Annotated in this window: 18 protein-coding genes and 2 pseudogenes; 8 read left to right on the top strand and 12 right to left on the bottom strand. The window is 70.4% G+C overall.

Annotated features, from left to right (window positions below):
* Positions 1-36: 36 nt before the first annotated feature.
* Positions 37-3126 (bottom strand): multidrug efflux RND transporter permease subunit, encoded by a 3090-nt coding sequence (locus PKO50_RS06480; protein ID WP_275629161.1) that lies wholly within the window; start codon positions 3124-3126, stop codon positions 37-39.
* Positions 3123-4247 (bottom strand): efflux RND transporter periplasmic adaptor subunit, encoded by a 1125-nt coding sequence (locus tag PKO50_RS06475; RefSeq protein ID WP_275629160.1) that lies wholly within the window; start codon positions 4245-4247, stop codon positions 3123-3125. Before PKO50_RS06475 ends, PKO50_RS06480 begins: the two co-directional genes overlap by 4 nt.
* Before the next feature lie 191 nt (positions 4248-4438).
* Here PKO50_RS06475 and lapG point away from each other — a divergent pair, with 191 nt between their 5' ends.
* Together lapG and lapD are read left to right on the top strand one after the other, a co-directional pair.
* Complete coding sequence (gene lapG, locus PKO50_RS06470) at positions 4439-5134, top strand: cysteine protease LapG (RefSeq protein WP_109933605.1); 696 nt, start codon at positions 4439-4441, stop codon at positions 5132-5134.
* Positions 5135-5143: 9 nt separating this feature from the next.
* Positions 5144-7092 (top strand): annotated as a pseudogene (gene lapD, locus PKO50_RS06465) (cyclic di-GMP receptor LapD).
* A gap of 361 nt (positions 7093-7453) precedes the next feature.
* Here the strand turns inward: lapD and PKO50_RS06460 are convergent.
* Complete coding sequence (locus PKO50_RS06460; protein ID WP_109933603.1) at positions 7454-7786, bottom strand: tryptophan synthase subunit beta; 333 nt, start codon at positions 7784-7786, stop codon at positions 7454-7456.
* Between the two features lie 16 nt (positions 7787-7802).
* The gene (gene pap / locus PKO50_RS06455) at positions 7803-9293 is read right to left on the bottom strand and encodes a polyphosphate:AMP phosphotransferase (RefSeq protein ID WP_275629159.1); all 1491 of its coding nucleotides are present in this window, start codon (positions 9291-9293) and stop codon (positions 7803-7805) included.
* A gap of 107 nt (positions 9294-9400) precedes the next feature.
* On the opposite strand from pap, the gene mnmC reads away from it, so the two are divergent.
* The gene (gene mnmC / locus PKO50_RS06450; protein ID WP_275629158.1) at positions 9401-11359 is read left to right on the top strand and encodes a bifunctional tRNA (5-methylaminomethyl-2-thiouridine)(34)-methyltransferase MnmD/FAD-dependent 5-carboxymethylaminomethyl-2-thiouridine(34) oxidoreductase MnmC; all 1959 of its coding nucleotides are present in this window, start codon (positions 9401-9403) and stop codon (positions 11357-11359) included.
* A 38-nt stretch (positions 11360-11397) separates the two neighbouring features.
* A pseudogene (locus PKO50_RS06445) lies at positions 11398-12146 on the top strand (sulfite exporter TauE/SafE family protein).
* A 271-nt stretch (positions 12147-12417) separates the two neighbouring features.
* On the opposite strand, the gene PKO50_RS06440 reads toward PKO50_RS06445, so the two are convergent.
* Positions 12418-12888, bottom strand: a complete 471-nt coding sequence (locus PKO50_RS06440) for a MarR family transcriptional regulator (protein WP_275629157.1) — start codon at positions 12886-12888, stop codon at positions 12418-12420.
* Positions 12889-13029: 141 nt separating this feature from the next.
* Here PKO50_RS06440 and PKO50_RS06435 point away from each other — a divergent pair, with 141 nt between their 5' ends.
* The 4 genes from PKO50_RS06435 (at position 13030) to PKO50_RS06420 (ending at position 18143) form a co-directional block, all read left to right on the top strand.
* Entirely contained in the window at positions 13030-14799 is a 1770-nt protein-coding gene (locus PKO50_RS06435) for an N-acetylglutaminylglutamine amidotransferase (RefSeq protein WP_275629156.1), read from the top strand.
* 63 nt (positions 14800-14862) lie between these two features.
* Positions 14863-16635: an N-acetylglutaminylglutamine synthetase gene (ngg, locus tag PKO50_RS06430; RefSeq protein ID WP_275629155.1), complete on the top strand. Its 1773-nt coding sequence runs from the start codon at positions 14863-14865 to the stop codon at positions 16633-16635.
* Complete coding sequence (locus tag PKO50_RS06425) at positions 16632-17834, top strand: osmoprotectant NAGGN system M42 family peptidase (protein ID WP_275629154.1); 1203 nt, start codon at positions 16632-16634, stop codon at positions 17832-17834. The genes ngg and PKO50_RS06425 overlap by 4 nt, the downstream gene beginning before the upstream one ends.
* 78 nt (positions 17835-17912) lie before the next feature.
* Entirely contained in the window at positions 17913-18143 is a 231-nt protein-coding gene (locus PKO50_RS06420; RefSeq protein WP_109937343.1) for a YheU family protein, read from the top strand.
* 305 nt (positions 18144-18448) lie between these two features.
* Here the strand turns inward: PKO50_RS06420 and PKO50_RS06415 are convergent, their stop codons facing one another.
* From PKO50_RS06415 to PKO50_RS06385, 7 genes are all read right to left on the bottom strand, one after another.
* Positions 18449-18778: a YnfA family protein gene (locus PKO50_RS06415; protein WP_089393061.1), complete on the bottom strand. Its 330-nt coding sequence runs from the start codon at positions 18776-18778 to the stop codon at positions 18449-18451.
* A 17-nt stretch (positions 18779-18795) separates the two neighbouring features.
* The gene (locus PKO50_RS06410) at positions 18796-19221 is read right to left on the bottom strand and encodes a hypothetical protein (protein ID WP_089393062.1); all 426 of its coding nucleotides are present in this window, start codon (positions 19219-19221) and stop codon (positions 18796-18798) included.
* A gap of 233 nt (positions 19222-19454) precedes the next feature.
* On the bottom strand, positions 19455-20267 hold the full coding sequence (locus PKO50_RS06405) for an SDR family oxidoreductase (RefSeq protein ID WP_275629153.1): 813 nt from the start codon (positions 20265-20267) through the stop codon (positions 19455-19457).
* Between the two features lie 128 nt (positions 20268-20395).
* Positions 20396-20701, bottom strand: coding sequence for a hypothetical protein (locus tag PKO50_RS06400; protein ID WP_089393064.1), 306 nt, complete (start codon positions 20699-20701; stop codon positions 20396-20398).
* Positions 20702-20815: 114 nt separating this feature from the next.
* Positions 20816-20968, bottom strand: a complete 153-nt coding sequence (locus tag PKO50_RS06395) for a DUF3309 family protein (protein ID WP_009620484.1) — start codon at positions 20966-20968, stop codon at positions 20816-20818.
* Positions 20969-21114: 146 nt separating this feature from the next.
* A complete protein-coding gene (locus tag PKO50_RS06390) occupies positions 21115-21741 on the bottom strand; it encodes a 3'-5' exonuclease (RefSeq protein WP_109936638.1) in 627 nt (208 codons plus the stop codon).
* A complete protein-coding gene (locus PKO50_RS06385) occupies positions 21738-23528 on the bottom strand; it encodes a DUF294 nucleotidyltransferase-like domain-containing protein (RefSeq protein WP_275629152.1) in 1791 nt (596 codons plus the stop codon). Before PKO50_RS06385 ends, PKO50_RS06390 begins: the two co-directional genes overlap by 4 nt.
* Positions 23529-23586: the final 58 nt, after the last annotated feature.

The following is a 23586-nucleotide window of genomic DNA, read 5'->3' as shown; positions in this document are numbered from 1 at the left end:
CGTTCGCTGCGTGCGGCCATGCTAACCAGCCCCGCCTCATGCCGCACCTCCCAGGGCCACGGCGGCCGGCTTGCGGTGGAACAGGCGGTCCAGCGCCAGGTACACCACCGGGGTGCTGAACAGCGTCAGCGCCTGGCTCACCAGCAGCCCGCCGACCACCGCCACGCCCAGCGGCTGGCGCAGCTCCGAGCCGGTGCCGAAGCCGATCATCAGCGGGATGGCGCCCAGCAGCGCGGCCAGGGTGGTCATCATGATCGGGCGGAAGCGCGCCAGGCACGCCTCGCGGATCGCCTCGGCAGGCGACAGGCCGCGCTGGCGCTGGGCGGCCAGGGCGAAGTCGACCATCAGGATGCCATTCTTCTTGACGATGCCGATCAGCAGCACCAGGCCGATCAGCGCCATCACCGAGAACTCCAGGCCCCAGCCCCAGAGCAGGAACACCGCGCCTATGCCCGCCGAGGGCAGCGTGGAAAGGATGGTCAGGGGGTGCACGAAGCTCTCGTAGAGCACGCCGAGGATCACGTACACGGCGAAGAGCGCGGCCAGGATCAGCAGCGGCTGGCTCGCCAGGGAGCTCTGGAAGGCCCGCGCCGCGCCCTGGAAGTCGCCGCCGATGCTGGCCGGCATGCCGATCTCCTGCTGCGCGCGCTGCACCAGGCGCACCGCTTCGCCCAGGGCCGTGCCCGGGGCCAGGTTGAAGGACAGGGTGGCCGCCGGGAACATGCCGTTGTGGTTGATCTGCAGCGGCCCGGAACGCGCCGGCGCGACCCTGGCCACCTCCGCCAGCGGGACCATCTCGCCGGTCAGCGGCGAGCGCAGGTGGAACCAGGCCAGGCTCTCGGCGCGGCCGCGCTGGCGGGCGTCCAGCTCGAGGATCACCTTGTACTGGTTGACCTCGGTCTGGATTTCGCCGACCTGGCGCTGGCCGAAAGCGTCGTACAGCGTCTGGCTGATGTCCTCGGCGCTCAGGCCGAAGCGCGCCGCGGCCACCCGGTCGATCTCCAGGGCGGTGACGCTGGCGCCCACCTGCAGGTCGTTGGACACGTCGGCCAGCCCCGGCTCCTGCTTCAGCCGCTCGGTCAGGCGCTGCGCCCACAGCGCAAGCTCGGCGCTGTCGTTGCTGCGCAGGGCGTACTGGTACTGGGTGCGCACCGGGCCGGTGGCCAGGTTGATGTCCTGGGCCGAGCGCAGGTACAGGACGATGCCGGGCACCCGGGCCAGCTGCGGGCGCAGGCGGTTGATGAATTCCTCCACCGAGACGTCGCGCTCGCCGCGGTCCTTGAGCACGATCCAGAAGCGCCCGTTGGCCAGGCTCTGGCTGCCGCCGGTGATGCCGATGGCGTGGTTGTAGCTCTGCACCGCCGGGTCGGCGGCGACGATCTCGGCCAGTTGGCGATGCTTCTCGGCCATGTCGGCATAGGAAATGTCCTCGGCGGCCTGGGTGGTGCCGAACACGAAGGCGGTGTCCTGCAGCGGGAAGAAGCCCTTGGGGATGCCCATGTAACCGGCCACCGCCACCGCGATGCACAGGCCGAAGCTCGCCAGCACCGTGCGCTGGCGCCGCAGCGACCAGTCCAGGCCGCGGGCGTAGCGGGCCAGCAGCCACTCGGAAAGGCCGCCGTGGCCGTCGTGCTTCGGCGCGCCCATGAAGCGCGAGGCGAGCATCGGCGCCACCGTCAGCGAGGCCAGCACCGACAGCAGGATGGCCGCGGTGACGCTGACGGCGAACTCGCGGAACAGCCGGCCGACGATGCCGCCCATGAACAGCAGCGGGATGAACGCGGCGATCAGCGAGAAGCTGATGGAGATGACCGTGAAGCCGATCTCCGCGGCGCCGTCCAGGGCCGCCTGCACGCGGTCCTTGCCCTGTTCCAGGTGGCGATGGATGTTCTCCACCACCACGATGGCGTCGTCGACGATGAAGCCCACGGCGATGATCAGCGCCACCAGGGTCAGGTTGTTCAGGGTGAAGCCCAGCAGGTAAATGGCGGCGAAGCTGGCGCTCAGCGACACCGCCAGCACCGTGGCGACGATCAGCGTCGCCGACAGCTGGCGCAGGAACAGGCCCATCACCAGCACCACCAGGCCCATGGTCAGCAGCAGGGTCAGCTCCACCTCGTGCAGCGAGGCGCGGATGGTGCGGGTGCGGTCGTTGAGCACCTCCACCTCGACGCCTGCCGGGAGCATCTCGCGCAGGCGCGGCAGGGCCGCCTGGATGGCGTCCGCGGTCTCGACGATGTTCGCCCCCGGCTGGCGCAGGATCACCAGGGCCACGCCGGGGCGGCCTTCGGGCCAGGCCTGCACGTAGTCGTCCTCCGGCGCCCTGACCACCTGCGCCAGGTCGCGCAGGAACACCGGCGCGCCGGCGCGGTAGGCCACCACCAGGTCGTCGTACTCGGCGGGGCTGAACAACTGGTCGTTGGCCGCCAGGGTGGACACCCGGCCGTCGCCGAAGAGCGCGCCCTTGGCCTGGTTGACGCTCGCCGACTGCAGCGCCTGGCGCAGGTCGGCGAGGGTCAGGCGGTAGGCGGCGAGCTTCTCCGGCTGCGCCTGGATGCGGATGGCCGGGCGCTGCTGGCCGACCACGAAGATCTGCCCGACCCCGGCGACCTGGCTGAGCTGGCGCGCCAGCAGCACCTCGGCGTAGTCGCTCAGCTCGATCAGCGGCAGCAGCTCGGCATTCACCCGCAGGATCATGATCGGGCTGTCCGCCGGGTTGACCTTGCGCCAGGTGGGCAGGTTCGGCAGGTCCGCCGGCAGGCGCCCGGAGGCGGCGTTGATGGCGGCCTGGACCTCCTGGGCGGCGACGTCGATGTCCTTCTCCAGCTCGAACTGCAGGGTCAGGGTGGTGGAGCCCAGGGCGCTGCTGGAGGTCATCTCGGCGATGCCGGGGATGGCGCTGAACTGCACCTCCAGCGGCGTGGCCACGGCCGAGGCCATGGTCTGCGGGCTGCCGCCGGGCAGCTGGGCGCTGACCTGGATGGTCGGGAAGTCCACCTGCGGCAGCGGCGCCACGCCCAGGCGCAGGAAGGCCAGCAGGCCGAGCAGCAGCGAGGCGATGGTCAGCAGGCAGGTGGCGATGGGGTGGCGCACGCACCAGCCGGACATGCCGGCGCGCACGTTCATGGCCGGCTCCGGCGCAGGGCCAGGGCCGGCGCCTCGCCCAGCACCTCGACGCGGGCGCCGGGCGCCAGCCGCGAGTGGCCGTCGAGCACCACCGCCTCGCCGGCCTCCAGGCCTTCCACCAGGCTGCGCCCGTCCACTTCCTGCAGCACCCGCACCGGCGCTACCTCGGCCTTGCCGTCCACCACCCGGTAGACGAAGGCGCCTTCCAGGCCGCGGCGCACGGCTCGGCTGTCCAGCAGCAGGCCGTCGCGCAGCACGCCGGTGCGCAGCTCCATGGCGACGAACTGGCCGGGCCAGAGCCTGCCCTCGGGGTTGTCGAACACCGCGCGCACACGGATGGTGCCGGTGCTGCTGGCCACCTGGTTGTCGATGCTGCGCAGGCGGCCCTCGCCGAGCAGCTGGCCGCCATCGCGGCTGTAGGCGCTGACCGGGGTGTCGCCGCCGAGCAGCGGCTGCAGCCGCGGCAGGCTTTCCTGGGGCAGCGCGAAGACCACCGAGATGGGCGCGATCTGCGTCACGCTGAACAGGCTGCTGTCGTCGTTGGTGCGCAGCAGGTTGCCGACGTCGACGTTGCGGATGCCCACGCGGCCGGCCACCGGCGAGGTGATGCGGGTGTAGGACAGGCGCACGCGCTCGGCGTCGATGGTCGCCTGGTTGGCCCGCAGGGTGGCGCGCAGCTGCGCGGCCTGGGCCTCCTGCTGCTCGAGTATCTGCCGGGAGATGGAGCCGCGCTCGATCAGGGTGCGGTAGCGCTGCAGGTCCTGCTCGATGATGCGCAGCTGCGCCTGGTTGCTCTGCCGGGTGGCCTCGGCCTGCTCCAGGGCGGCGGCGATGGCGCGGTCGTCGATGGTCGCCAGCAACTGGCCACGCTCGACCAGTTGCCCCTCCTCCACCAGCAGTGCGGTCAGCTGGCCCTCGACCTGGGGCCGCAGCAGCACGCTGTGCAGCGAGGTGACGGTGCCGATGCCGGCGAGGTTCTGCGCCAGGTCCTCGCGCACCACCCGCACCAGGGTCACCGGCACCCCGGGCGCCGCGGCGGCCGCCCGCGGCTCGTCCTGGCGCGCGCCGAGCCCCCAGGCCAGGGCGCCCGCCAGCACCACCCCGAGCAGCCCAGCCGCCATCCCTATCCGCCTGCCTTGCGCCTGCATGCCGCCCTCCTCGTCGCCGCGGCCCGGCGGACCGCATCCTGCGTTTATAGGCCAGGCCGCGGGACCCCACCCTGACCCGAAGATGACAATGCTGACAGTTTCGCCGCCATCGACAGCCGCCACCCAGCGCCTAGACTTCACTCATTCCCCCTGGAGCCCCGGCGATGCGGCCACTGCAAGGAGCCCTCCGGCTGTTCGTCCGCCCGTCCGGGGCCGGCCTGGCGCTGCTCCTCGTCCTGGCCCTGGGCCTCCAGGCGCAGTGGGACTTCGACGCCATCCTGCGCAAGGCCGAGCAGCGCTGGGGCGACCTGGGCCCGGCGCGCCAGCGCATCCGCGACTGGGGCGAGCTGCTGCAGCGCAGCCAGGGCCTGGACGAGGCCGGCAAGCTCAAGGCCGCCAACGACTTCTTCAACGCCAGCCTGGCCTTCCGCGACGACCGCAGCGTGTGGGGCCAGGAAGACTACTGGGCGACGCCCGTCGAGGCGCTGTACAAGGGCGCCGGCGACTGCGAGGACTACGCCATCGCCAAGTACGTCACCCTGCGCCAGCTCGGCATCCCCGGCGAGCGGCTGCGCATCACCTACGTCAAGGCGCTGCGCCTGAACCAGGCGCACATGGTGCTGACCTGGTACGCCAGAGCCGACGCCGAGCCGCTGGTGCTCGACAACCTCATCCCGCAGATCCGCCCCGCCTCGCAGCGCCAGGACCTGCTCCCGGTCTACGCCTTCAACGCCGAGGGGCTGTGGTTGCCCGGCCCCGGCGGCGGCAAGCGCAGCGGCAGCAGCAAGCAGCTGTCGCGCTGGCAGGACCTGTTGACCAAGATGCGCGGCGAGGGGCTGGTCCTCGACGAGACGCGCTAGGAGGCATGCATGTCGCTACTCAAGCAACTCTTCCTGGCCATCTGCCTGTTCCTGGTGGTGGCCTTCGCCGGCAGCTTCGCCACCAGCCTGGAGAGTTCCCGCGAGCAGCTGATCAGCCAGTTGCGCTCCCACGCCCAGGACGCCGCCACCGCCCTGGGGCTGTCGCTGACGCCCCACGTCGACGACCCGGCGATGATCGAGCTGATGGTCAGCTCCATCTTCGACAGCGGCTACTTCGCCAGCATCCGCGTGGTGCGCATCGCCGACGGCCAGGTGCTGGTGGAACGCAAGGCCGCCCCCGGCAACGGCGAGGTGCCTGGCTGGTTCGCCCGCCTGGTGGACCTCAAGGCCGAGGGTGGCGACGCCCTGATCATGCGCGGCTGGGAACAGGCGGCGCGGGTCGAGGTGGTCAGCCACCCGCAATTCGCCCTGGCGCGGCTGTGGGACGGCGCCCTGGGCAGCCTGGCCTGGCTGCTCGGCTGCGGGGTGGTCAGCGCCCTGCTCGGCGGCTGGCTGCTGCGCGCCCAGCTGCGCCCGCTGGACCAGATGGTGCAGCAGGCCCGGGCCATCACCCGCCGCGAATTCCTCACCCTGCCCCGCGAGCCGCGCACCCCGGAGCTGCGCCGGGTGGTGCAGGCGATGAACCAGATGGTCGAGAAGCTCAAGGCGCTGTTCGCCGAGGAAGCCTCGCGCAGCGAGAAACTGCGCGAGGAGGCCTACCAGGACAGCCTCTCAGGCCTGGCCAACCGCCGGCTGTTCGACGCCCGCCTGGAAGCCCAGCTGACGCCCGGCGAGCAGAGCGCCGCCGGCTACCTGCTGCTGCTGCGCCTGAACGACCTGGCCGGGCTCAACCAGCGCCTGGGCGGCCAGCGCACCGATGCGCTGATCCGCGAGGTGGCCGGCCTGCTGCAGGGCACCCAGGCCCAGCACGGCAAGCCCGACTGGCTGGCCGCGCGCAGCCGCGGCGGCGAGTTCACCCTGCTCGCCCCGGGGCTGGACGGCAACGGCGCCGAGCGCCTGGCCGAAGCCCTCAGCGACCAGCTGGAAAGCCTCCAGCGCACCGGCGCCAGCGACGTCCAGCCAGTGGCGCACCTGGGCCTGGCGGCCTTCCGCCCGGGCGAGGCGGCGGCCGGCGTCCTGGCCCGCGCCGACCAGGCCCTGGCCAGCGCCCAGGCCAGCGCCGAACGGCCGTGGCAGCGCCTCGACGAATCCAGCGGCCAGCCGGCCCAGGACAGCCACGCCTGGCACGCCTGGATCGACAGCGCGCTGCAGAAGAGCCAGCTGCAACTGTGGTTCCAGCCGGTGCGCGGCTGCGCCGACGGCGCCCTGCTGCAGCGCAAGCTGCTGGCGCGGCTGCTCGACCCGCAGGGCCAGGCGGTGGCCGCCGGGCAGTTCCTGCCCTGGGTGGAGCGCTTCGGCTGGGCGGCGCGCCTGGACCAGGCCATGCTCGAACACGCCCTGGCCCACCTGGCGAGGCACCCCGAGCCCCTGGCCCTGAGCCTGTCGGCCGCCAGCGTGCGCGAGCCCCGGGCGCTGCGGCAACTGCTCGATGCCATCAAGGCCAACCCGCAACAGGCCGCCCTGCTGACCCTGGAGCTGGACGAACGCTACCTGCCGCCGCCGGCCGAGCTGGAGCAGCTCGGCCAGGCCGTGCGCGAAACCGGCGCGAGCCTCGGCCTGCAGCACTTCGGCGGGCGCTTCAGCCTGATCGGCAACCTCACCCACCTGGGCCTGGCCTACCTCAAGCTCGACGGCAGCTACATCCGCGCCATCGACCAGGACCAGGCCAAGCGCCTGTTCATCGAGGCGGTGTTCCGCGCCACCAACAGCATCGACCTGCCGCTGATCGCGGAGATGGTGGAAAGCGAGGGGGAACTGCGGGTACTGCGCGAGATGGGGATCAAGGGGCCATGGGCCGCCTGATCGGCGCGCCGGCGCCGTGGGGGGAAGAGGGCTAGGGCGAAATCGCGGACGGCGTCCGCGCCGGGGAGAGTTGTGGTTCCGTAGGATGGTGTTGAGCGAAGCGATACCCATCGCCACGACCGCATGGGTTTCGCCAAGGCTCAACCCATCCTACGAAGAGCGCTTCGGTGCAGTCGGAAACCGTGCCACCCGCCCCGTAGGAGCGGATTCATCTGCGATTTCGCAATGGGGCCCGGCCTATCGCGGACAGAGTCTCCTACGGGTTGCCCATACACCGTGCCTTTGTAGGAGCGCGCCCTGCGCGCGAAATCGCAGGCAGGGCCTGCTCCTACAGGTTCGCATTCCACCTGTAGGAGAACTCCGTCCGCGATCGGCTCCGCCGGCCGCGCAGGGCCCTCAGAACAACCGCTCGTCTTCCTCTTCCACCAGGGCGCCCAGCCCATCCAGCCCGGCGCGGGTGGTGGCGCGGTCCTCCAGCTTGCGCCGGGCCGCCTCGGGCAGGTCGGTGTAGCGGATCAGCCCGCGGCTCACCAGCACGCCCACCAGGTCCTCGATCACCCGCACCAGTTCCAGGTCCGAGCGCTGCAGGGACTGCAGGCGCGCGTCCAGCGCCCCGCTCAGCCAGCCCAGCACTTCGGGGTCGTCGGCCGGCACGCCCTGGCCGCCGGCGAAGGGTTCGCGTTCGACCCGCACCAGGCGGCCGTTCTCATCGCGTTGCACGTAGACCATCGCCGCCTCGCCTCCTTCACTTGTCCTTCCTGTACGCCGCCTCCAGCGCATCGTTGAGAGTGCGCAGCACCTTGACCCGGGCGAAGCGCTTGTCGTTGGCCTCGATCAGGGTCCAGGGCGCGATCTCGGTGCTGGTGCGGTCCACCATGTCGCCCACCGCGTCGACGTACTGGTCCCACTTGTCGCGGTTGCGCCAGTCTTCATCGGTGATCTTGTAGCGCTTGAAGGGAATGCTCTCGCGTTCCTTGAAACGCTGGTACTGGGTGTCCTTGTCGATGGCCAGCCAGAACTTCACCACCACTATGCCGAACTCCACCAGTTGCTCCTCGAAGTCGTTGATCTCCGAGTAGGCACGCAGCCAATCAGCCGGCGGGCAGAAGCCCTCGACGCGCTCCACCAGCACCCGGCCGTACCAGGAACGGTCGAAGATGGTGAACTGCCGGCGCGCCGGCATGTGCCGCCAGAAGCGCCACAGGTACGGCTGGGCGCGTTCTTCCTCGGTGGGCGCGGCGATGGGCACGATGTGGTACTGGCGCGGGTCCAGGGCGTCGGTTACGCGGCGGATGGCGCCGCCCTTGCCGGCGGCGTCGTTGCCCTCGAACACGGCGATCAGCGAATGCTGGCGGAAGCGCTTGTCGCGGATCAGCGTGGCCAGGCGCGCCTGCTCCTGGGCCAGCTGGGTCTTGTACTGGTCCTTGCTCAACGCCAGGCTCAGGTCGAGGCTGTCGAGCAGGCCGCGGTTGTCCAGGCTGGCCACCAGCGGCGCGGCGTGGGGCTGGCGGCGGGGCCGGTCCTTGACGTCGAGCGCCGCCTGCAGGCCTTCGAGGATGGTGCGGCCGATGGTCAGGCTGCGGTAGCGCTCGTCCACGCCCTCGACTACGTACCAGGGCGCGTAGTCGCGGCTGGTGCGGCGCAGCACGCGCTCGCCGTAGCGCACGAACTTGTCGTAGACCTCGCTCTGCTGCCAGTCGATCTCGCTCAGCTGCCAGGAACGCTGCGGGTCCTTCTCCAGGGTCTTCAGGCGCTCCTTGAGCTGCTTCTTCGACAGGTGGAACCAGAACTTGAAGATCAGCGCGCCCTCGTCGCAGAGCATGCGCTCGAAACGCTCGGCGGCGTCGATGGCCACGTCCAGGCGGCTGTCCTTGATGTCGCCGTTGACCCGCGCGTGGAGCATCTGGCTGTACCAGTTGCCGAAGAAGATCGCGGTGCGCCCCTTGGGCGGCAGGCGCCGCCAGAAGCGCCATTGTGGCGGGCGCGCGAGTTCCTCGTCGGTGGGCCAGAGGAAACTGTCCACCTGGATCAGCCGCGGGTCCATCCACTCGTTGAGCAGCTTGACCGTCTCGCCCTTGCCGGCCCCCTCGATGCCGTTGATCAGGATGATCACCGGGAACCGCGCCTGCCGCTTGAGCTCGTACTGGGCCTCCAGCAAGGCTTCGCGCAGCTCCGTGACTTCCCTCTCGTAGGTTTCCTTGTCGATGGAATGGCCGATCTCGGCGGATTCGAACATGCACTGCCTCCTGACTGCGGGTTGCATTGAAGGTAGCGGATGTGACGCAGACTGTCTGCGCGGGGGATCGGCTAAAATGCGCGCTTCGCTTTACTGCCGGTACGCCCATGCCCGATATCCACAGCGCCCAGCTCGACTGGGACGACAACGGCCAGCCCCTGTCGCGCGCCTACGGCGACGTGTACTTCTCCCGTGCCTCGGGCCTGGCGGAAACCCACCACGTGTTCCTCGACGGCAACCAGCTGCCGCGGCGCTTCGCCGCACTGCCGGCGGGCGGGCGCCTGTGCATCGGCGAGACCGGCTTCGGCACCGGCCTGAACTTCCTCTGCGCCTGGCGCCAGTTCGAGGCCCTGGCCCCGGCGGACGCGCGTCTGCATTTCGTCAGCGTGGAAAAGTACCCGCTGCGCCGCGACGACCTGGTCCGCGCCCTGGCCCTGTGGCCCGAACTGCGGCCCTGGAGCGAGCAGTTGCTGGCGCAGTACCACGCCATCCACCCCGGCTTCCAGCGCCTGGTCTTCGCCGGTGGCCGGGTGGTGCTCACCCTGCTGGTAGGCGACGTGCTGGAAACCCTGCCGGAGCTGGACGCGCGCATCGACGCCTGGTTCCTCGACGGTTTCTCCCCGGCGAAGAACCCGGAGATGTGGACCGAGCCGCTGTTCGCCGAACTGGCGCGGCTGGCCGCCCCCGGCGCGACGCTCGCCACCTTCACCAGCGCCGGCTTCGTCCGTCGCGGGCTGATCGCCGCCGGCTTCGCCATGCAGCGGGTCAAGGGCTTCGGGCAGAAGCGCGAGATGCTGGTAGGCCAGTTCCAGGGCCAACCGCAGGACGCCGCCAGGCCCTGGTACGCGCGCCCGCCGGCGCCCGCGGGCGAGCGCCGTGCATTGGTGGTCGGCGGCGGCCTGGCCGGCTGCGCCACGGCCGCCAGCCTGGCCGCGCGCGGCTGGCGGGTGAGCCTGGTGGAACGCCATGGCGAGCTGGCCGCGGAAGCCTCGGGCAACCCCCAGGGCGTGCTCTACCTCAAGCTCTCGGCCCACGGCACGGCGCTGTCGCGCCTGGTGCTGGCCGGTTTCGGCCATACCCGCCGGCTGCTGGAACGCCTGCGGCGCGGCACCGACTGGGACGCCTGCGGCGTGCTGCAGCTGGCCTTCGACGAGGCCGAGGGCAAGCGCCAGGCGACGCTGGCCGAAGCCTTCCCCGAAGACCTGCTGCAAGCCCTGTCGAAGGAAGAAGCCGAGGTCCGCGCGGGCATCGCCCTGCCGGCTGGCGGGCTGTTCTTCCCCGAAGCCGGCTGGGCGCATCCACCGGCGCTGTGCCGGGCCCTGGCCGAACACCCGGACATCGAGCTGCTGAGCGGCCATGAAGTGCGCCTGGAGCGCGAAGACGGGCAGTGGCATGCCTGCAGTGGCGAGCGGCGCCTGGCCAGCGCGCCGGTCGCCATCCTCGCCACCGCCGCCGAGGTGCGCGCCTTCCCCGGCGCGGCCAGCCTGCCGCTCAAGCGCATCCGCGGGCAGATCAGCCGCCTGCCGGCCACCACCGACAGCGCGGCGCTGCGCACCGTGGTCTGCGCCGAGGGCTACGTCGCCCCACCGCGCCTGGGCGAACACACCCTGGGCGCCAGCTTCGACTTCCACAGCGACGACCTGCAGCCCACCGTCGCCGAGCACCAGGGCAACCTCGACCTGCTGCGGGAAATCTCCCCGGACCTGCTGCAGCGCCTGGGCCCGCAGGACCCGGCGGCCCTCGAAGGCCGCGCCGCGTTCCGCTGCACCACCCCGGACTACCTGCCGCTGATCGGCCCGCTGGCCGCGCGCGAAGCCTTCGCCGAAGCCTACGCCGTGCTGGCCAAGGATGCCCGCCAGGTGCCGGATACCCCCTGTCCCTGGCTCGACGGCCTGTACCTGAACAGCGCCCACGGCTCCCGCGGGCTGATCAGCGCGCCGCTGGCCGGCGAACTGCTGGCGGCCTGGCTGGACGACGAGCCGCTGCCCCTGCCCCGTGCCGTGGCCGAGGCCTGCCATCCCAACCGCTTCTTCCTGCGCGAGCTGGTGCGCGGCCAGAAGTCCTGATCACCCCGCGCCACCGGACCACCGGAGCCCCGAGCCAGATGGATGCCCTGCTCTTCGAATCCACCGCCATCGGCCTGATCCTCGGCCTGCTGCTGGGCCTCACCGGCGCCGGCGGCTCGCTGGTGGCGCTGCCGCTGCTGCTGAGCCTGCACCTGCCGCTGCACGACGCCATCGGCGTGAGCCTGGGCGCGGTGGCGCTGTCCGCCCTGATCGGCGCCATCCCCGCGCACGCCAGGGCCAGGTGGCCTGGCGCCCGCTGCTCTGGCTGACCCTCACCGGCTGGCCGGGCAACGCCCTGGGCCAGTGGCTCGGCCGCTTCATCCCCGACGCGGTGCTGATCCTCGGCTTCTGCGCCCTGGTGCTGTGGTCGGCCTGGCGCATGTGGCGCGGCGCGGCCATGCCGAAAACCGCCGGCCAGGCCACGGGCAACGCGCCGCTGCTCGGCCTGGGCCTGGCGGTGGGGCTGCTCTCGGGGCTGATGGGGGTCGGCGGCGGCTTCCTGATAGTGCCGGGGCTGCTGTGGTTCACCCCGCTGTCGATGCTGGCGGCCACGGCCACCTCCATGGCGGTGATCGCCCTGGTCTCCGGCGGTGGCTTCCTGCTCTACCTCAGCCACGCCCAGCCGCCCATGCCGCTGCTGGCGGCCCTGGCCGCCGGCGGCGCCCTCGGCGTGCTGGCCGGCAACCGCCTGGCCCTGCGCCTGGGCGGGGCGACCCTGCAACGGATCTTCGCGGTGATGCTGCTGGCGGTGAGCCTGTCGCTGGCGGCGCAGAAGCTGTTGGCATGAAGGCCAAGGGTAATGGCGACATCGTAGGGCGCATGACGCCTACGGCGTTATCCGCCATGGGCGCCGGCCCCGGTGTTCCAGCCAACGGCGGATAACCGCGAACGGTTATTCGCCCTACAGTGCCCCACCCACGCCATTCTCCTGTAGGAGCGCGCCCTGCGCGCGAATCGCGGACAGAGTCCGCTCCTACGGGGAAATGCTGTGCCTCGGCAACCTGTAGGAGCGGACTCCGTCCGCGATCAGCCCCCCAGCCAGGCCATGACGTGGCCCCTCACTCCTCTTCTTCCTCCTCCGGCAACTCGAACAGTTCCGCCGCCCGCAGCAACCCCGCCAATACCGCATGGCGCTCCCACTCGGGCAGCTCGGCGAAGCGCGCCAGCACGTATTCCGGCAGCAGCGGCGGCGCCGACTGCAGCGCGTCGCGGCCGGCGTCTTCCAGCAGCAGCCATTGCTTGCGCCTGTCCTGCTCGTCACGCCGGCGGGCCAGCAGGCCACGGCTCTCCAGGCGGTCGAGGACGCCGGAAAGCGAGGCCTGGGACAGGCTCACGCGCTTGGCCAGGCGGCTGGCGGTGATCTCCCGCTCCACCAGCAGCACCTGCAGGATCAGCAGCTGCAGCGGCGTCAGCCCGCCGTAGCGGCCCAGGCGCTTGGCATGCACCTCGCTACCCTGCTGCAGCCGCCGCAGGGCCTGGAACATGGACAGCGCGTAGGCGCCCTCCGTGGACATATTCCTTTCAGCCATAATCAATTATCCGAACTCATCAGGCATTTTTTCATAAAAAAATCATAGAACTACTTTCACATGAAACAGTCTTTCTGTTAACACGAAAAAAGGGCCCCGGCCTGACCCCCATTCATCCCCAACGGAGAACCGGTAAGGAAAATGTGCGGCATAGCAGGAGAACTACGTTTCGACGAGCAACCGGCCGACCTCGCGGCGGTCGAACGCATCACTCACCATCTCGCCCCCCGCGGCCCGGACGCCTGGGGGTTCCACAGCGAAGGGCCGGTGGCCCTCGGCCACCGCCGTCTGAAGATCATGGACCTGGCCGAAGCCTCCGGCCAGCCGATGATCGACACCACCCTGGGCCTGTCCCTGGTGTTCAACGGCGCCATCTACAACTACCCCGAGCTGCGCAAGGAGCTGGAAGCGCTGGGCTACCGCTTCTTCTCCGGCGGCGACACCGAGGTGCTGCTCAAGGGGTACCACGCCTGGGGCAAGGACCTGTTGCCCAGGCTCAATGGCATGTTCGCCTTCGCCATCTGGGAGCGTGACGCCCGCCGGCTGTTCATCGCCCGCGACCGCCTGGGCATCAAGCCGCTGTATCTCGCCCGCGACGGCCAGCGCCTGCGCTTCGCCTCAAGCCTGCCGGCGCTGCTGCAGGGTGGCGGCGTCGACACCAGCCTGGATGCCGAGGCGCTCAACCTCTACCTGAACTTCCACGCCGTGGTGCCCGCCCCGCGTACCCTCCTCAACGGCGTGCGCAAGCTGCCGCCGGCGACCTGGATGAGCATCGACGCCGACGGCCGCAGCGAGCAGCACTGCTGGTGGCGCCTGGAATACGGCTGCCGCGAGGACGAGCGCGAACTGCGCCTGGAAGACTGGGAAGACCGCGTGCTGGACAGCCTGCGCGAAGCCGTCGGCATCCGCCAGCGCGCGGCCCGCGAGGTGGGCGTGCTGCTCTCCGGCGGGGTGGACTCCAGCCTGCTGGTCGGCCTGCTGCACGAGGCCGGGGTGGAAGACCTGCTGACGTTCTCCATCGGCTTCGAGGATGCCGGCGGCGAGCGCGGCGACGAGTTCCACTACTCCGACCTCATCGCCCGCCGCTACGGCACACGCCACCACCAGTTGCGCATCGCCGAGAAGGAGGTGATCGAGCAGTTGCCGGCGGCCTTCCGCGCCATGAGCGAGCCCATGGTCAGCCACGACTGCATCGCCTTCTACCTGCTCGCCCGAGAGGTATCGAAGCACTGCAAGGTTGTGCAGAGCGGCCAGGGCGCCGACGAACTCTTCGCCGGCTACCACTGGTACCCGCCCATGGTCGACGCCGCCTCGCCGCTGCATGCCTACCGCGCGGCCTTCTTCGACCGCAGCCATGGCGAATACCAGAGCACCGTGCGCCCGGCCATGCGCGTGGAGGACGTGGCCCAGGCCTTCGTCGCCGAGCACTTCGCCATGCCCGGCGCCAGCGATGCAGTGGACAAGGCGCTGCGCCTGGACAGCACCATCATGCTGGTGGACGACCCGGTCAAGCGCGTCGACAACATGACCATGGCCTGGGGCCTGGAAGCCCGCGTGCCGTTCCTCGACTACCGCCTGGCCGAGCTCTCGGCGCGCATCCCGGCGCGCTTCAAGCTCGGCGACGGCGGCAAGCAGGTGCTCAAGGCCGCGGCGCGGCGGGTGATCCCGGCCGAGGTGATCGACCGGCCCAAGGGCTATTTCCCGGTGCCGGGGCTCAAGCACCTGCAGGGCAACACCCGTGCCTGGGTCAGCGAGCTGCTGCTGGACCCCAGCCAGGACCGCGGCCTGTTCGAGCCGGCGCAGATCGACCGCCTGCTCGGCAGCCCGCAGGACGACCTCACCCCGTTGCGCGGCTCCAAGCTCTGGCAGCTGGCCGCCCTCAACCTCTGGCTGACCGAACAGGGAATCTGACCCAGCCAGCAGCGCGCGGGCCGCCGGCACCGTACCGGCGGCCCGCCCACCAGGGAGCGAACCATGAAAAGCCATTTCAACCTGCCCCATCCGCACAACCAGCGCCTGCTGCGTGGCCAGGTGCCGACCTACCAGCGCCTGCAGGCGCGCTTCGCCGAGGACCACGAGCAGCCCGGCTGCGAGCCCCACAGCCTGCACTGCGGCTGGGGCCGGCTGCTGATCGGGCACACCTTCGCCGAACCCGACGCGCTGGCCGCCGAGCTGCTCAACGAGCGCCCCGGCGAGCGCGACATCGCGCTCTACGTGGCGGCGCCGCAGCAGGTGCTGGCCCATGCCCCGCAGCAGCTGTTCCTCGACCCCTCCGACACCCTGCGCCTGTGGTTCACCGACTACCGGCCGGCGCACCGCTCCTTCCGCGGCTTCCGCATCCGCCGGGTGCACGGCGAGGACGACTGGGCGGCGGTCAACCGCCTGTACCTGGCGCGCGGCATGCTGCCGGTGGACGCCGAGCGGCTCACCCCGCACTACCAGGGCGGCCCCACCTACTGGCTGGCCGAGGACAGCGCCACCGGCAACGCCGTGGGCGCGGTCATGGGCCTGAACCACACCAAGGCCTTCCACGACCCCGAGCGCGGCTCCAGCCTCTGGTGCCTGGCGGTGGACCCGCAGTGCAGCCGCCCGGGCGTCGGCGAGGCGCTGGTGCGCCACCTGATCGAGCACTTCATGAGCCGCGAACTGGCCTACCTCGACCTGTCGGTGCTGCACAGCAACCAGCAGGCGAAGGCGCTGTACCGCAAGCTCGGCTTCCGCGAACTGGCGACCTTCGCCATCAAGCGCAAGAACGGCATCAACCAGCCGCTGTTCCTCGGCCCGGGCCCCGAGCAGGGCCTGAACCCCTATGCCCGGATCATCGTCGACGAGGCCCATCGCCGCGGCATCGAGGTGCAGGTGCAGGACGCCGCCGCCGGGCTGTTCAGCCTGACCCAGGGCGGGCGGCGCATCCGTTGCCGCGAGTCGCTGTGCGACCTGACCAGCGCGGTGAGCATGACCCTCTGCCAGGACAAGCGCCTGACCCACCGCGCCCTCGCCCGCGCCGGGCTGAAGCAGCCGCAGCAGCGCCTGGCCGGCAGCGCCAGGGACAACGCCGCGTTCCTCGCCGAGCACGGCGCGCTGGTGGTCAAGCCGGTGGACGGCGAGCAGGGCCAGGGCGTGGCGGTGAACCTGACGAAGATCGAGGAGGTCGAGGCGGCCATCGAGCATGCCCACCAGTTCGACGGCCGCGTGCTGCTGGAGAGCTACCACCCCGGCCAGGACCTGCGCGTGCTGGTGATCGGCTACGAAGTGGTGGCCGCGGCGGTGCGCCACCCGGCCACGGTGATCGGCGACGGCCGCCACAGCATCCGCCAGCTGATCGAGGCGCAGAGCCGCCGGCGCCAGGCCGCCACCGGCGGCGAAAGCCGCATCCCGCTGGACGGCGAGACCGAGCGCACCCTGCACGCCGCCGGCTTCGGCTACGACGACGTGCTGCCCGAGGGCCGCAGCCTCGCCGTGCGCGGCACCGCCAACCTGCACACCGGCGGCACCCTGGAAGACGTCACCGACAAGCTCCACCCGGCCCTGCGCGAGGCCGCCATCCGCGCCGCGCGGGCGCTGGAGATCCCGGTCACCGGGCTGGACCTGCTGGTGCCCGACGTGGAAGGCGAGGCCTACGTGATCATCGAGGCCAACGAGCGCCCGGGCCTGGCCAACCACGAGCCGCAACCCACCGCCGAGCGCTTCCTCGACCTGCTCTTCCCGCTCAGCCGCGAACCCCTGGAACGCGAGGTGCCCGCATGAGCCGACTGCCGCAACCGGACCTCAACTACCTGCAGCGGGTGCTGCTGGAGATGCTCGCCATCCCCAGCCCCACCGGCTTCACCGACACCATCGTGCGCTACGTGGCCGAGCGCCTGGAGGAGATCGGCATCCCCTTCGAGATGACCCGCCGCGGAACCATCCGCGCGACCCTCGCCGGCCGGCGCAACAGCCCGGACCGCGCGGTCTCGGCGCACCTGGACACCATCGGCGCCATCGTCCGCGAGATCAAGCCCAACGGCCGCCTGGCCCTGGCCCCGGTGGGCTGCTGGTCGAGCCGCTTCGCCGAGGGCAGCCGCGTCACCGTGTTCTGCGACAACGGCGTGCTGCGCGGCAGCGTGCTGCCGCTGATGGCCTCCGGGCACGCCTTCAACACCGCGGTGGACAGCCTGCCGATCAGTTGGGACCACGTCGAGCTGCGGCTGGACGCCTACACCGTGAGCCCGGCCGACAGCGCCGCGCTGGGCGTGTCCATCGGCGACTTCGTGGCCTTCGACCCGCTGCCGGAGTTCACCGACAGCGGCCACATCAGCGCCCGCCACCTGGACGACAAGGCCGGCGTGGCGGCGCTGCTGGCGGCGCTCAAGGCGGTGGTGGAAAGCGGCCAGGAACCGCCCATCGACTGCCACCCGCTGTTCACCATCACCGAGGAGATCGGCTCCGGCGCGGCCGGCGCCCTGCCCTGGGACGTCAGCGAATTCGTCGGCATCGACATCGCCCCGGTGGCCGAGGGGCAGAACTCCAGCGAGCACGCGGTGAGCGTGGCCCTGCAGGACTCCGGCGGCCCCTACGACTACCACCTCTCCCGGCACCTGCTGCGCCTGGCCGAGCGCCACGAGGTGGCGGTGCGCCGCGACCTGTTCCGCTACTACCACAGCGACGCCCAGTCGGCGATCGAGGCCGGCCACGACATCCGCACTGCCCTGCTGGCCTTCGGCTGCGACGCCACCCACGGCTACGAGCGCACCCACATCGACAGCCTGTCCAACCTGGCCCGGCTGCTCTGCGCCTACCTGCTCAGCCCGCCGGTGTTCGACAGCGACGCCGAGCCCCAGGAAGGCGCCATCGAGCGCTTCAGCAAGCAGCTGGAACACCCGGTGCACATGGAGAGCACCACCCACGTGCAACCGGTGGGCGAGCTGCTGGACAACGGCAAGGACGACGAGAAGGGGCGCCACTGAGGCGCCCCGGGCTCGCCGGCAAGCCCGCGCGCGACTAGAATCGCCGCCTGTTCCGCCCCATGCCGATGAATGTCCGCCATGCTGATCCCCCACGACCTGCTCGAAGCCGAGACCCTCAACAACCTGCTGGAAGACTTCGTCACCCGCGAAGGCACCGACAACGGCGACGACACGCCCCTGGCCACCCGCGTCGAACGCGCCCGCCACGCGCTCAAGCGCGGCGAGGCGGTGATCGTGTTCGACCCGGAGAGCCAGCAGTGCCAGCTGATGCTCAAGGTGGAAGTGCCCAAGGAGTGGCTGGAGGATTGAGGGGGCTGCTTTTCGTAGGAGCGAGCTTGCTCGCGAACCTGGCTCCTGGTGCTCAGCTGACCCTTGCAACCCTCTCCCCCGCCCTCTCCCTGAAGGGAGAGGGAGCTATCCGTGCATACCGAAACGACAGTGCTTGCCGGCAACTCCAGCATTGCCGGCGGGCATAGAAACCACCCCAGACACCGAACGGCCCCCTCTCCCTTCAGGGAGAGGGCTGGGGAGAGGGTGCTCTAAAGCCCAGCACCTGAAATCCCCGGCAAACACCATTCGCGAGCAAGCTCGCTCCTACGAAAAGCCAGCCTCCATCAAGGCGCCAGCTTCGGCCCCAGCAGCACCACGCTCGCGCCGACGATGCACAGCGCCACGCCCAGCCAATCGCTCCACAACGGCCGGCTTTTCTCCACGTAGGCCAGCCAGAACAGCGACGCGGCCACGTAGATGCCGCCATAGGCCGCATAGGAGCGTCCGGCATAGGCCGCCTCGACGCGGGTCAGCAGCAGGGCGAAGCACAGCAGGCTGAACAATCCGGGAATTATCCACAGGGGCGTACGGTCCAGGCGCAGCCAGAGGTAGAAGGCGTAGCAGCCGGCGATCTCGCAGAAGGCGGCGAGGAGGAACCAGAGGTAGTTGAGCATCTCGCTTTCCTTGGGGCTCAGCCGCGCAGGCCGCCCTCGCGTTCCCAGGCGCAGCGTACCCGCAGGTCGCCTTCCCGGGGGCTGTGGAAGCCGCGTTCGGATTCCCAGCGGAAGGTGTGGCAGCCGTTGAGTTCGGTTTCCAGGTGGACCACCGCGCTGGCCCAGTACAGGCGCTTGAGCAGTGCCTCGAACTGTTCCACCCACAGGTTCCACTCGTATTCGATGGCCGGGTAGCTGGCGCCGAAGTGGATCACCTGCGACTGGTACAGGCCGGCGCCTTCCTGCTCGCAGCGGCTGAACATCTCGCGGCCGAGGAACGGCCAGGCCTCGCCCACCGGCAGGCTGTCCAGCACCTTGCGGTTGGCCGCGCGGCGCAGGCGCCGCTCCATGGAGTCGCCGGGCCAGTCGCGGATGCAACCATAGACGATGGATTCGGACTGCAAGACGCTGAGACTCCCTGTGGACGACGCTGCCTTCTAGCACAGGCGCCGGCGCCGGGAAAGCAGCAGGCGGCAATGTTGCGTGGCCGGCCCGGAAAAGCGAAAGCCCCGCGATGGAGGCGGGGCTTTCACTGGGGTCCAACATACATCGGCAGGCAGGCCGGTGAAGCCAAACTACGCTTTTGCACCGCCCTGGGCAAGCCCTGTTTTCGCTTGCACCGAAGCGGTGCAGAAACTCAGGCCGGACTGCGCTGCTTGGCCTTCATCTTCTGCGCCATGCGCGTCATCTCGTCGTAGATCGCCTGCGGGTTCTGCTGCTTGACCTGCCAGGCGAGGCGGCCCTGCTCGTGGGGCAGGATCATGAAGCTGCCGCGCCCGACTTCCTGGTGGATGTAGTCGGCGATGTCGGCGGCGCTGATCGGCGAGCCTTCCAGCAGCTTGCCCACCTGGCTCTTCATTTCCGGGCTGGGGCCGCGGAAGGAGTCCAGCAGGTTGGTCTGGAAGAACGACGGGCAGACCACGTGGACCTTCACGTCCACCAGGCTCAGCTCGGCCAGCAGGCTCTCCGAGAGCGCCACCACGCCGGCCTTGGCCACGTTGTAGTTGCTCATCGCCGGGCCCTGCATCAGCGCCGCCATGGAGGCGATGTTGATGATCCGCCCGTGGCTGCGCTCCAGCAGCGGCAGGAAGGCCTTGCAGCCCTTGACCACGCCCATCAGGTTGATGGAGATCTGCCAGTCCCAGTCTTCCAGCGACAGCTCCTCGAAGAAGCCGCCGGAGGCCACGCCGGCGTTGTTGACGATGATGTCGATGCCGCCGAGCTTCTCGTCGCAGGCCTGGGCCAGGGCGGTGAGCTGGCTGTAGTCGCGCACGTCGCAGCGCTGGGTGAAGCCGTCGCCGCCGGCCTCGCGCACCAGGCGCAGGGTTTCGGCCAGGCCTTCGTCGTTGATGTCGGCCAGGGCCAGGCGCCAGCCTTCGCGGGCCCAGCGCAGGGCGATTTCGCGGCCCAGGCCGGAACCGGCGCCGGTGATCATCATGCGGTTTTGCATAGGGGGTTGCCTTGTCTTGTCCGGGGAATTGTCCGGCAGTGTAGCCAAGGCTCCACCCGCGCTGCGCTTTAATCAGGCTGCTGAATGGCGCCGGCAAACCGGCGCCACAGCCAGGGCGGACGCGGCCTTCAGAACAATGGAAGAAGCAGGCAGGAAAGCTTCCCGAGGACCAGGGCGACGCCCGCGAAGATCAGCAGGAAGGTCGCGCAATTGACCTTCTCGCGGCGCAGGCCGGCGAACGAGTGCACGCGGTAGCGCAACAGAAAGGCCCCCAGCGCCAGCAACAGGGCGGGGGCGAAGTAGACGAACTGCCAGTAGCGTTGCGGATCGCTCTCCCGCGCCAGCCAGTCCGCCGCCGGCAGCGCCACCAGGCCGCTGAACAACTGGCCGAGCAGCCACAGGCTGCCCAGGGCGACCAGTACGACTCCGAGCATTCCCTTTCCCCCGTCCCCCAAAAGGCCATCATGGTAGGACGTGGAGGGATGCCCGGCTGTGTCCTGGATCACTTTGCGCCCCTCCAGCCTGCGGCGAACCGCGAAGGGTTCACGCTACACGTAGCCCAGCAACAGCATGACCAGCAACACCACCAGGACCACGCCGAGGATCCCCGAGGGCCCGTAGCCCCAGCTGCGTGAATAGGGATACACCGGCAGGCCGCCGATGAGCAGAAGGATGAGGATGACCAGCAGAATGGTTCCCATGGTGCGTCTCCCGTAGGCAGTCGGGCGGCGGGCCTGCGCTGCGGGCCCGCGTCCGCGGAACGGGCAGCGCACGGGGCTGCCCACCTGCTATTGGGACTGGCGCCGCTGCGCCGGGATTCAGTTTTTCTGCGCCGCGGGCCCGGCGCTCAGTGCTGCAGGTCGGGCAGCGAGCCCTTGCGCAGGCGCAGGAACATCAGCGCCACGCTGCGCGCATCGCCCAGCGCCGTATGGCGGCCTTCCACGGGGATGCCCAGGGTGCGCGCCAGGGTGTCGAAGCGCAGGTCCAGGTGCAGGTCCGGGTAGCGCCGCGCCATCTTGCGCTGGTACAGCGCGGAGACCTCGATGCGCGGGTTGACCAGGGCCTCGCCCAGGCGCTCGCGCAGGTGGCGGCGCAGCACGGCGACGTCGAACGACAGGTAGTAGCCCAGCAGCGGGCGGTCGCCGATGAAGGCCAGCGTCCGGCGCAGCGCCTCGTCCAGCGGCAGCTGGCCTTCGAGGTCGGCGCGGCGCAGCTTGTGGATGCGGATCGATTCGCCGTCGAGGCTGGCCGGCGGCTCCACCAGCAGTTCCAGGCGCTCGCCGAGCACCAGCTTGCCGCGGCGGATGAGCACCGCGCCTATGCTCAGGATGTCCGCCTTGCGCGGGTCGAGGCTGGTGGTCTCCAGGTCCAGGGAGACGATTTCCTCGGCCTCCTCCGGGGCGTGCAGGTACCAGTACAGCCGGCGGCGCCAGCCGGACCAGTGCTGGTCGGGAATCTTCACCAGGGCGTTCATCGGCTCTCCAGGTGGAACTGCCTTTCCAGGCTCTGCTTGAATTTCTTCACCGCGTGCAGGCCGAAGCGCAGCATGTCGCGCTCGTGGCGGCTCAGGCGGGCCACGTCCAGGCCCTGCTGGCGGCCGTCGCGCTCGCCGGCCAGTTGCTGGGTCAGGCGCAGTTGCAGGAACAGTTCGAAGGCCTCGGCGAGGTTTTCCGCCAGGCCCTCGTCGAGCACCCCGCGCGCCTGCAGCGCCTCCAGCCGGGCCAGGCTGCCGCGGACCTCCAGGCCCTCGCGCAGGGCCAGCACGCGGCAGCCATGGACGATGGGGAAGATGCCGCCGCGCTTGATGTCCAGGTGTTCCTCGCGGGTCTTCAGCTGGCCGAGGAAGGTCAGCGGCGTGTCGAACTGCAGGGCCGCCACGGCGATGTCCGCCAGCCAGCGCTCGCCGTCCGCGGCAAAGCCCAGCAGGCCCTGGCGCAGGCTCTCGAACAGCTGGCGGTTGCCGGCCACCGGCCAGGCGTCGGCGAGGATCGACAGGCGCAGCAATTGCTCCGGGCGCCCTTCCAGGGCCGTGGTGTTCAGCTCGCGCTGCCAGGCCGCCAGCGGCTTGCACCAGTCCGCATGGCTGGCCATGACGCCGCCGGGGCACGGCGGGTAGCCGCAGGCCAGCAGGGCATCGCTGAAGCGCTGCATCAGCGCCAGGGCCTGCTCCCGGGGGAAGTCGTCGGCGAGGATCAGGGCGTTGTCCTGGTCGGTCTTGAGCAACTGCTCGCCGCGGCCTTCGCTGCCCATCACCACCAGGCAGCAGCGGCTGCGCAACGGCGGCGGTATCAATAGTTCGAAGAGACGTTCGAGCAGCTGTTCGTTGAGCGCACCGACCAGTTGCATGATGAAGCGCAGGCGGATGCCGTTGCCGGCCAGGGTGGCGATCAGGGTGTGCAGGGTCTCGGCGGCGGCGCGCAGCTCCTCCTCGGTCTCGGCGCGGGCGATGCGCAGCGCCAGCACGTGGGAGTGGGTGGAGAACAGGCTGAGCACCTGGGTCAGGTGCAGCAGGCCGACCATTTCGCCGTCCTCGCGCACCGCGACGCGCTCGATGCGCAGGCGCGTCATGAGGATCATGGCATCGAACAGGAAGTCGCCCAGCTCGACGCTGGCCAGCGGGCCGTGGGCGAGCGGGCCTATGGCCTCGTCCTCGGCGCGGCCGTCGCGGAAGTGCGCGCGCATCAGGTCGGTGCGGGTGACGATGCCCAGCTCGCCGGCGCTGCGCACCAGCAGGGCGTCGGCGCCGTGGCTGAGCTGCAGGCGCGCGGCGTCGCCCAGGGGCAGCCCGGCGTCCACCTCGAGGGCCGGCAGCAGGTGCTCGCGGGCGATGCGGGTAAGGATGAATTCGGCCAGGTTCTGCCCGTCGCGCCGCGCCAGCTGGCGCTTGGCCGCGAGGTCGGCCTGGAAGAAGCGGGCGAAACCGGGGTTGTCGCCGCACAGCTGGTGGAAGGTGCTGGCCGGCAGTTCGTAGAGGATGCTCTCCTCCACCGCACGGTAGTCGTGCTTGCTGCTGCCGGAGAACAGCCCGCGGATGTCGAAGAGGTCGTCGCCGGCGTACTGGGCGAACAGCTTGCCGTCCTCGCCGCGCTCCTCGACCACGCCCTTGAGCACGATGAACAGGCAGGGCACCGCGGCGCCGGCTTCGAGCACGGTCTCGCCACTGGTGTAGTAGGCGACGCTCAGGGCCTCGGCGAAGGCCTGGCGCTCGCTCGCGCGCAGCTGGTCGAACGGCGGCGCGGAGAAGTTGAAGCTCTCGGGCATCGCGAGCCCCTTGTGGCAGTGCGTAAAAGGCGAAGCCGGAGGCGGGCCTCCGGCTTCG

The organism is Pseudomonas sp. 273 (assembly GCF_029201425.1).
GTDB classification, from domain to species: Bacteria; Pseudomonadota; Gammaproteobacteria; order Pseudomonadales; family Pseudomonadaceae; genus Pseudomonas; species Pseudomonas delhiensis.
Note: the sequence above shows the minus strand (reverse complement) of the source record. Positions and strands in the feature narration are given on the sequence as shown.

Excerpts from the sequence above, each read along its gene's own strand:
- PKO50_RS06400 (WP_089393064.1), bottom strand. The coding sequence starts at position 20,701 with ATGCTCGGAGTCGTACTGGTCGCCCTGGGCAGCCTGTGGCTGCTCGGC.
- PKO50_RS06405 (WP_275629153.1), bottom strand. The coding sequence starts at position 20,267 with ATGCAAAACCGCATGATGATCACCGGCGCCGGTTCCGGCCTGGGCCGC.
- PKO50_RS06475 (WP_275629160.1), bottom strand. The coding sequence starts at position 4,247 with ATGGCGGCTGGGCTGCTCGGGGTGGTGCTGGCGGGCGCCCTGGCCTGG.
- pap (WP_275629159.1), bottom strand. The coding sequence starts at position 9,293 with ATGTTCGAATCCGCCGAGATCGGCCATTCCATCGACAAGGAAACCTAC.
- PKO50_RS06395 (WP_009620484.1), bottom strand. The coding sequence starts at position 20,968 with ATGGGAACCATTCTGCTGGTCATCCTCATCCTTCTGCTCATCGGCGGC.
- mnmC (WP_275629158.1), top strand. The coding sequence starts at position 9,401 with ATGCCCGATATCCACAGCGCCCAGCTCGACTGGGACGACAACGGCCAG.
- PKO50_RS06480 (WP_275629161.1), bottom strand. The coding sequence starts at position 3,126 with ATGAACGTGCGCGCCGGCATGTCCGGCTGGTGCGTGCGCCACCCCATC.
- PKO50_RS06440 (WP_275629157.1), bottom strand. The coding sequence starts at position 12,888 with ATGGCTGAAAGGAATATGTCCACGGAGGGCGCCTACGCGCTGTCCATG.
- PKO50_RS06415 (WP_089393061.1), bottom strand. The coding sequence starts at position 18,778 with ATGCTCAACTACCTCTGGTTCCTCCTCGCCGCCTTCTGCGAGATCGCC.
- PKO50_RS06390 (WP_109936638.1), bottom strand. The coding sequence starts at position 21,741 with ATGAACGCCCTGGTGAAGATTCCCGACCAGCACTGGTCCGGCTGGCGC.
- ngg (WP_275629155.1), top strand. The coding sequence starts at position 14,863 with ATGAAAAGCCATTTCAACCTGCCCCATCCGCACAACCAGCGCCTGCTG.
- lapG (WP_109933605.1), top strand. The coding sequence starts at position 4,439 with ATGCGGCCACTGCAAGGAGCCCTCCGGCTGTTCGTCCGCCCGTCCGGG.
- PKO50_RS06435 (WP_275629156.1), top strand. The coding sequence starts at position 13,030 with ATGTGCGGCATAGCAGGAGAACTACGTTTCGACGAGCAACCGGCCGAC.
- PKO50_RS06460 (WP_109933603.1), bottom strand. The coding sequence starts at position 7,786 with ATGGTCTACGTGCAACGCGATGAGAACGGCCGCCTGGTGCGGGTCGAA.
- PKO50_RS06420 (WP_109937343.1), top strand. The coding sequence starts at position 17,913 with ATGCTGATCCCCCACGACCTGCTCGAAGCCGAGACCCTCAACAACCTG.
- PKO50_RS06425 (WP_275629154.1), top strand. The coding sequence starts at position 16,632 with ATGAGCCGACTGCCGCAACCGGACCTCAACTACCTGCAGCGGGTGCTG.
- PKO50_RS06385 (WP_275629152.1), bottom strand. The coding sequence starts at position 23,528 with ATGCCCGAGAGCTTCAACTTCTCCGCGCCGCCGTTCGACCAGCTGCGC.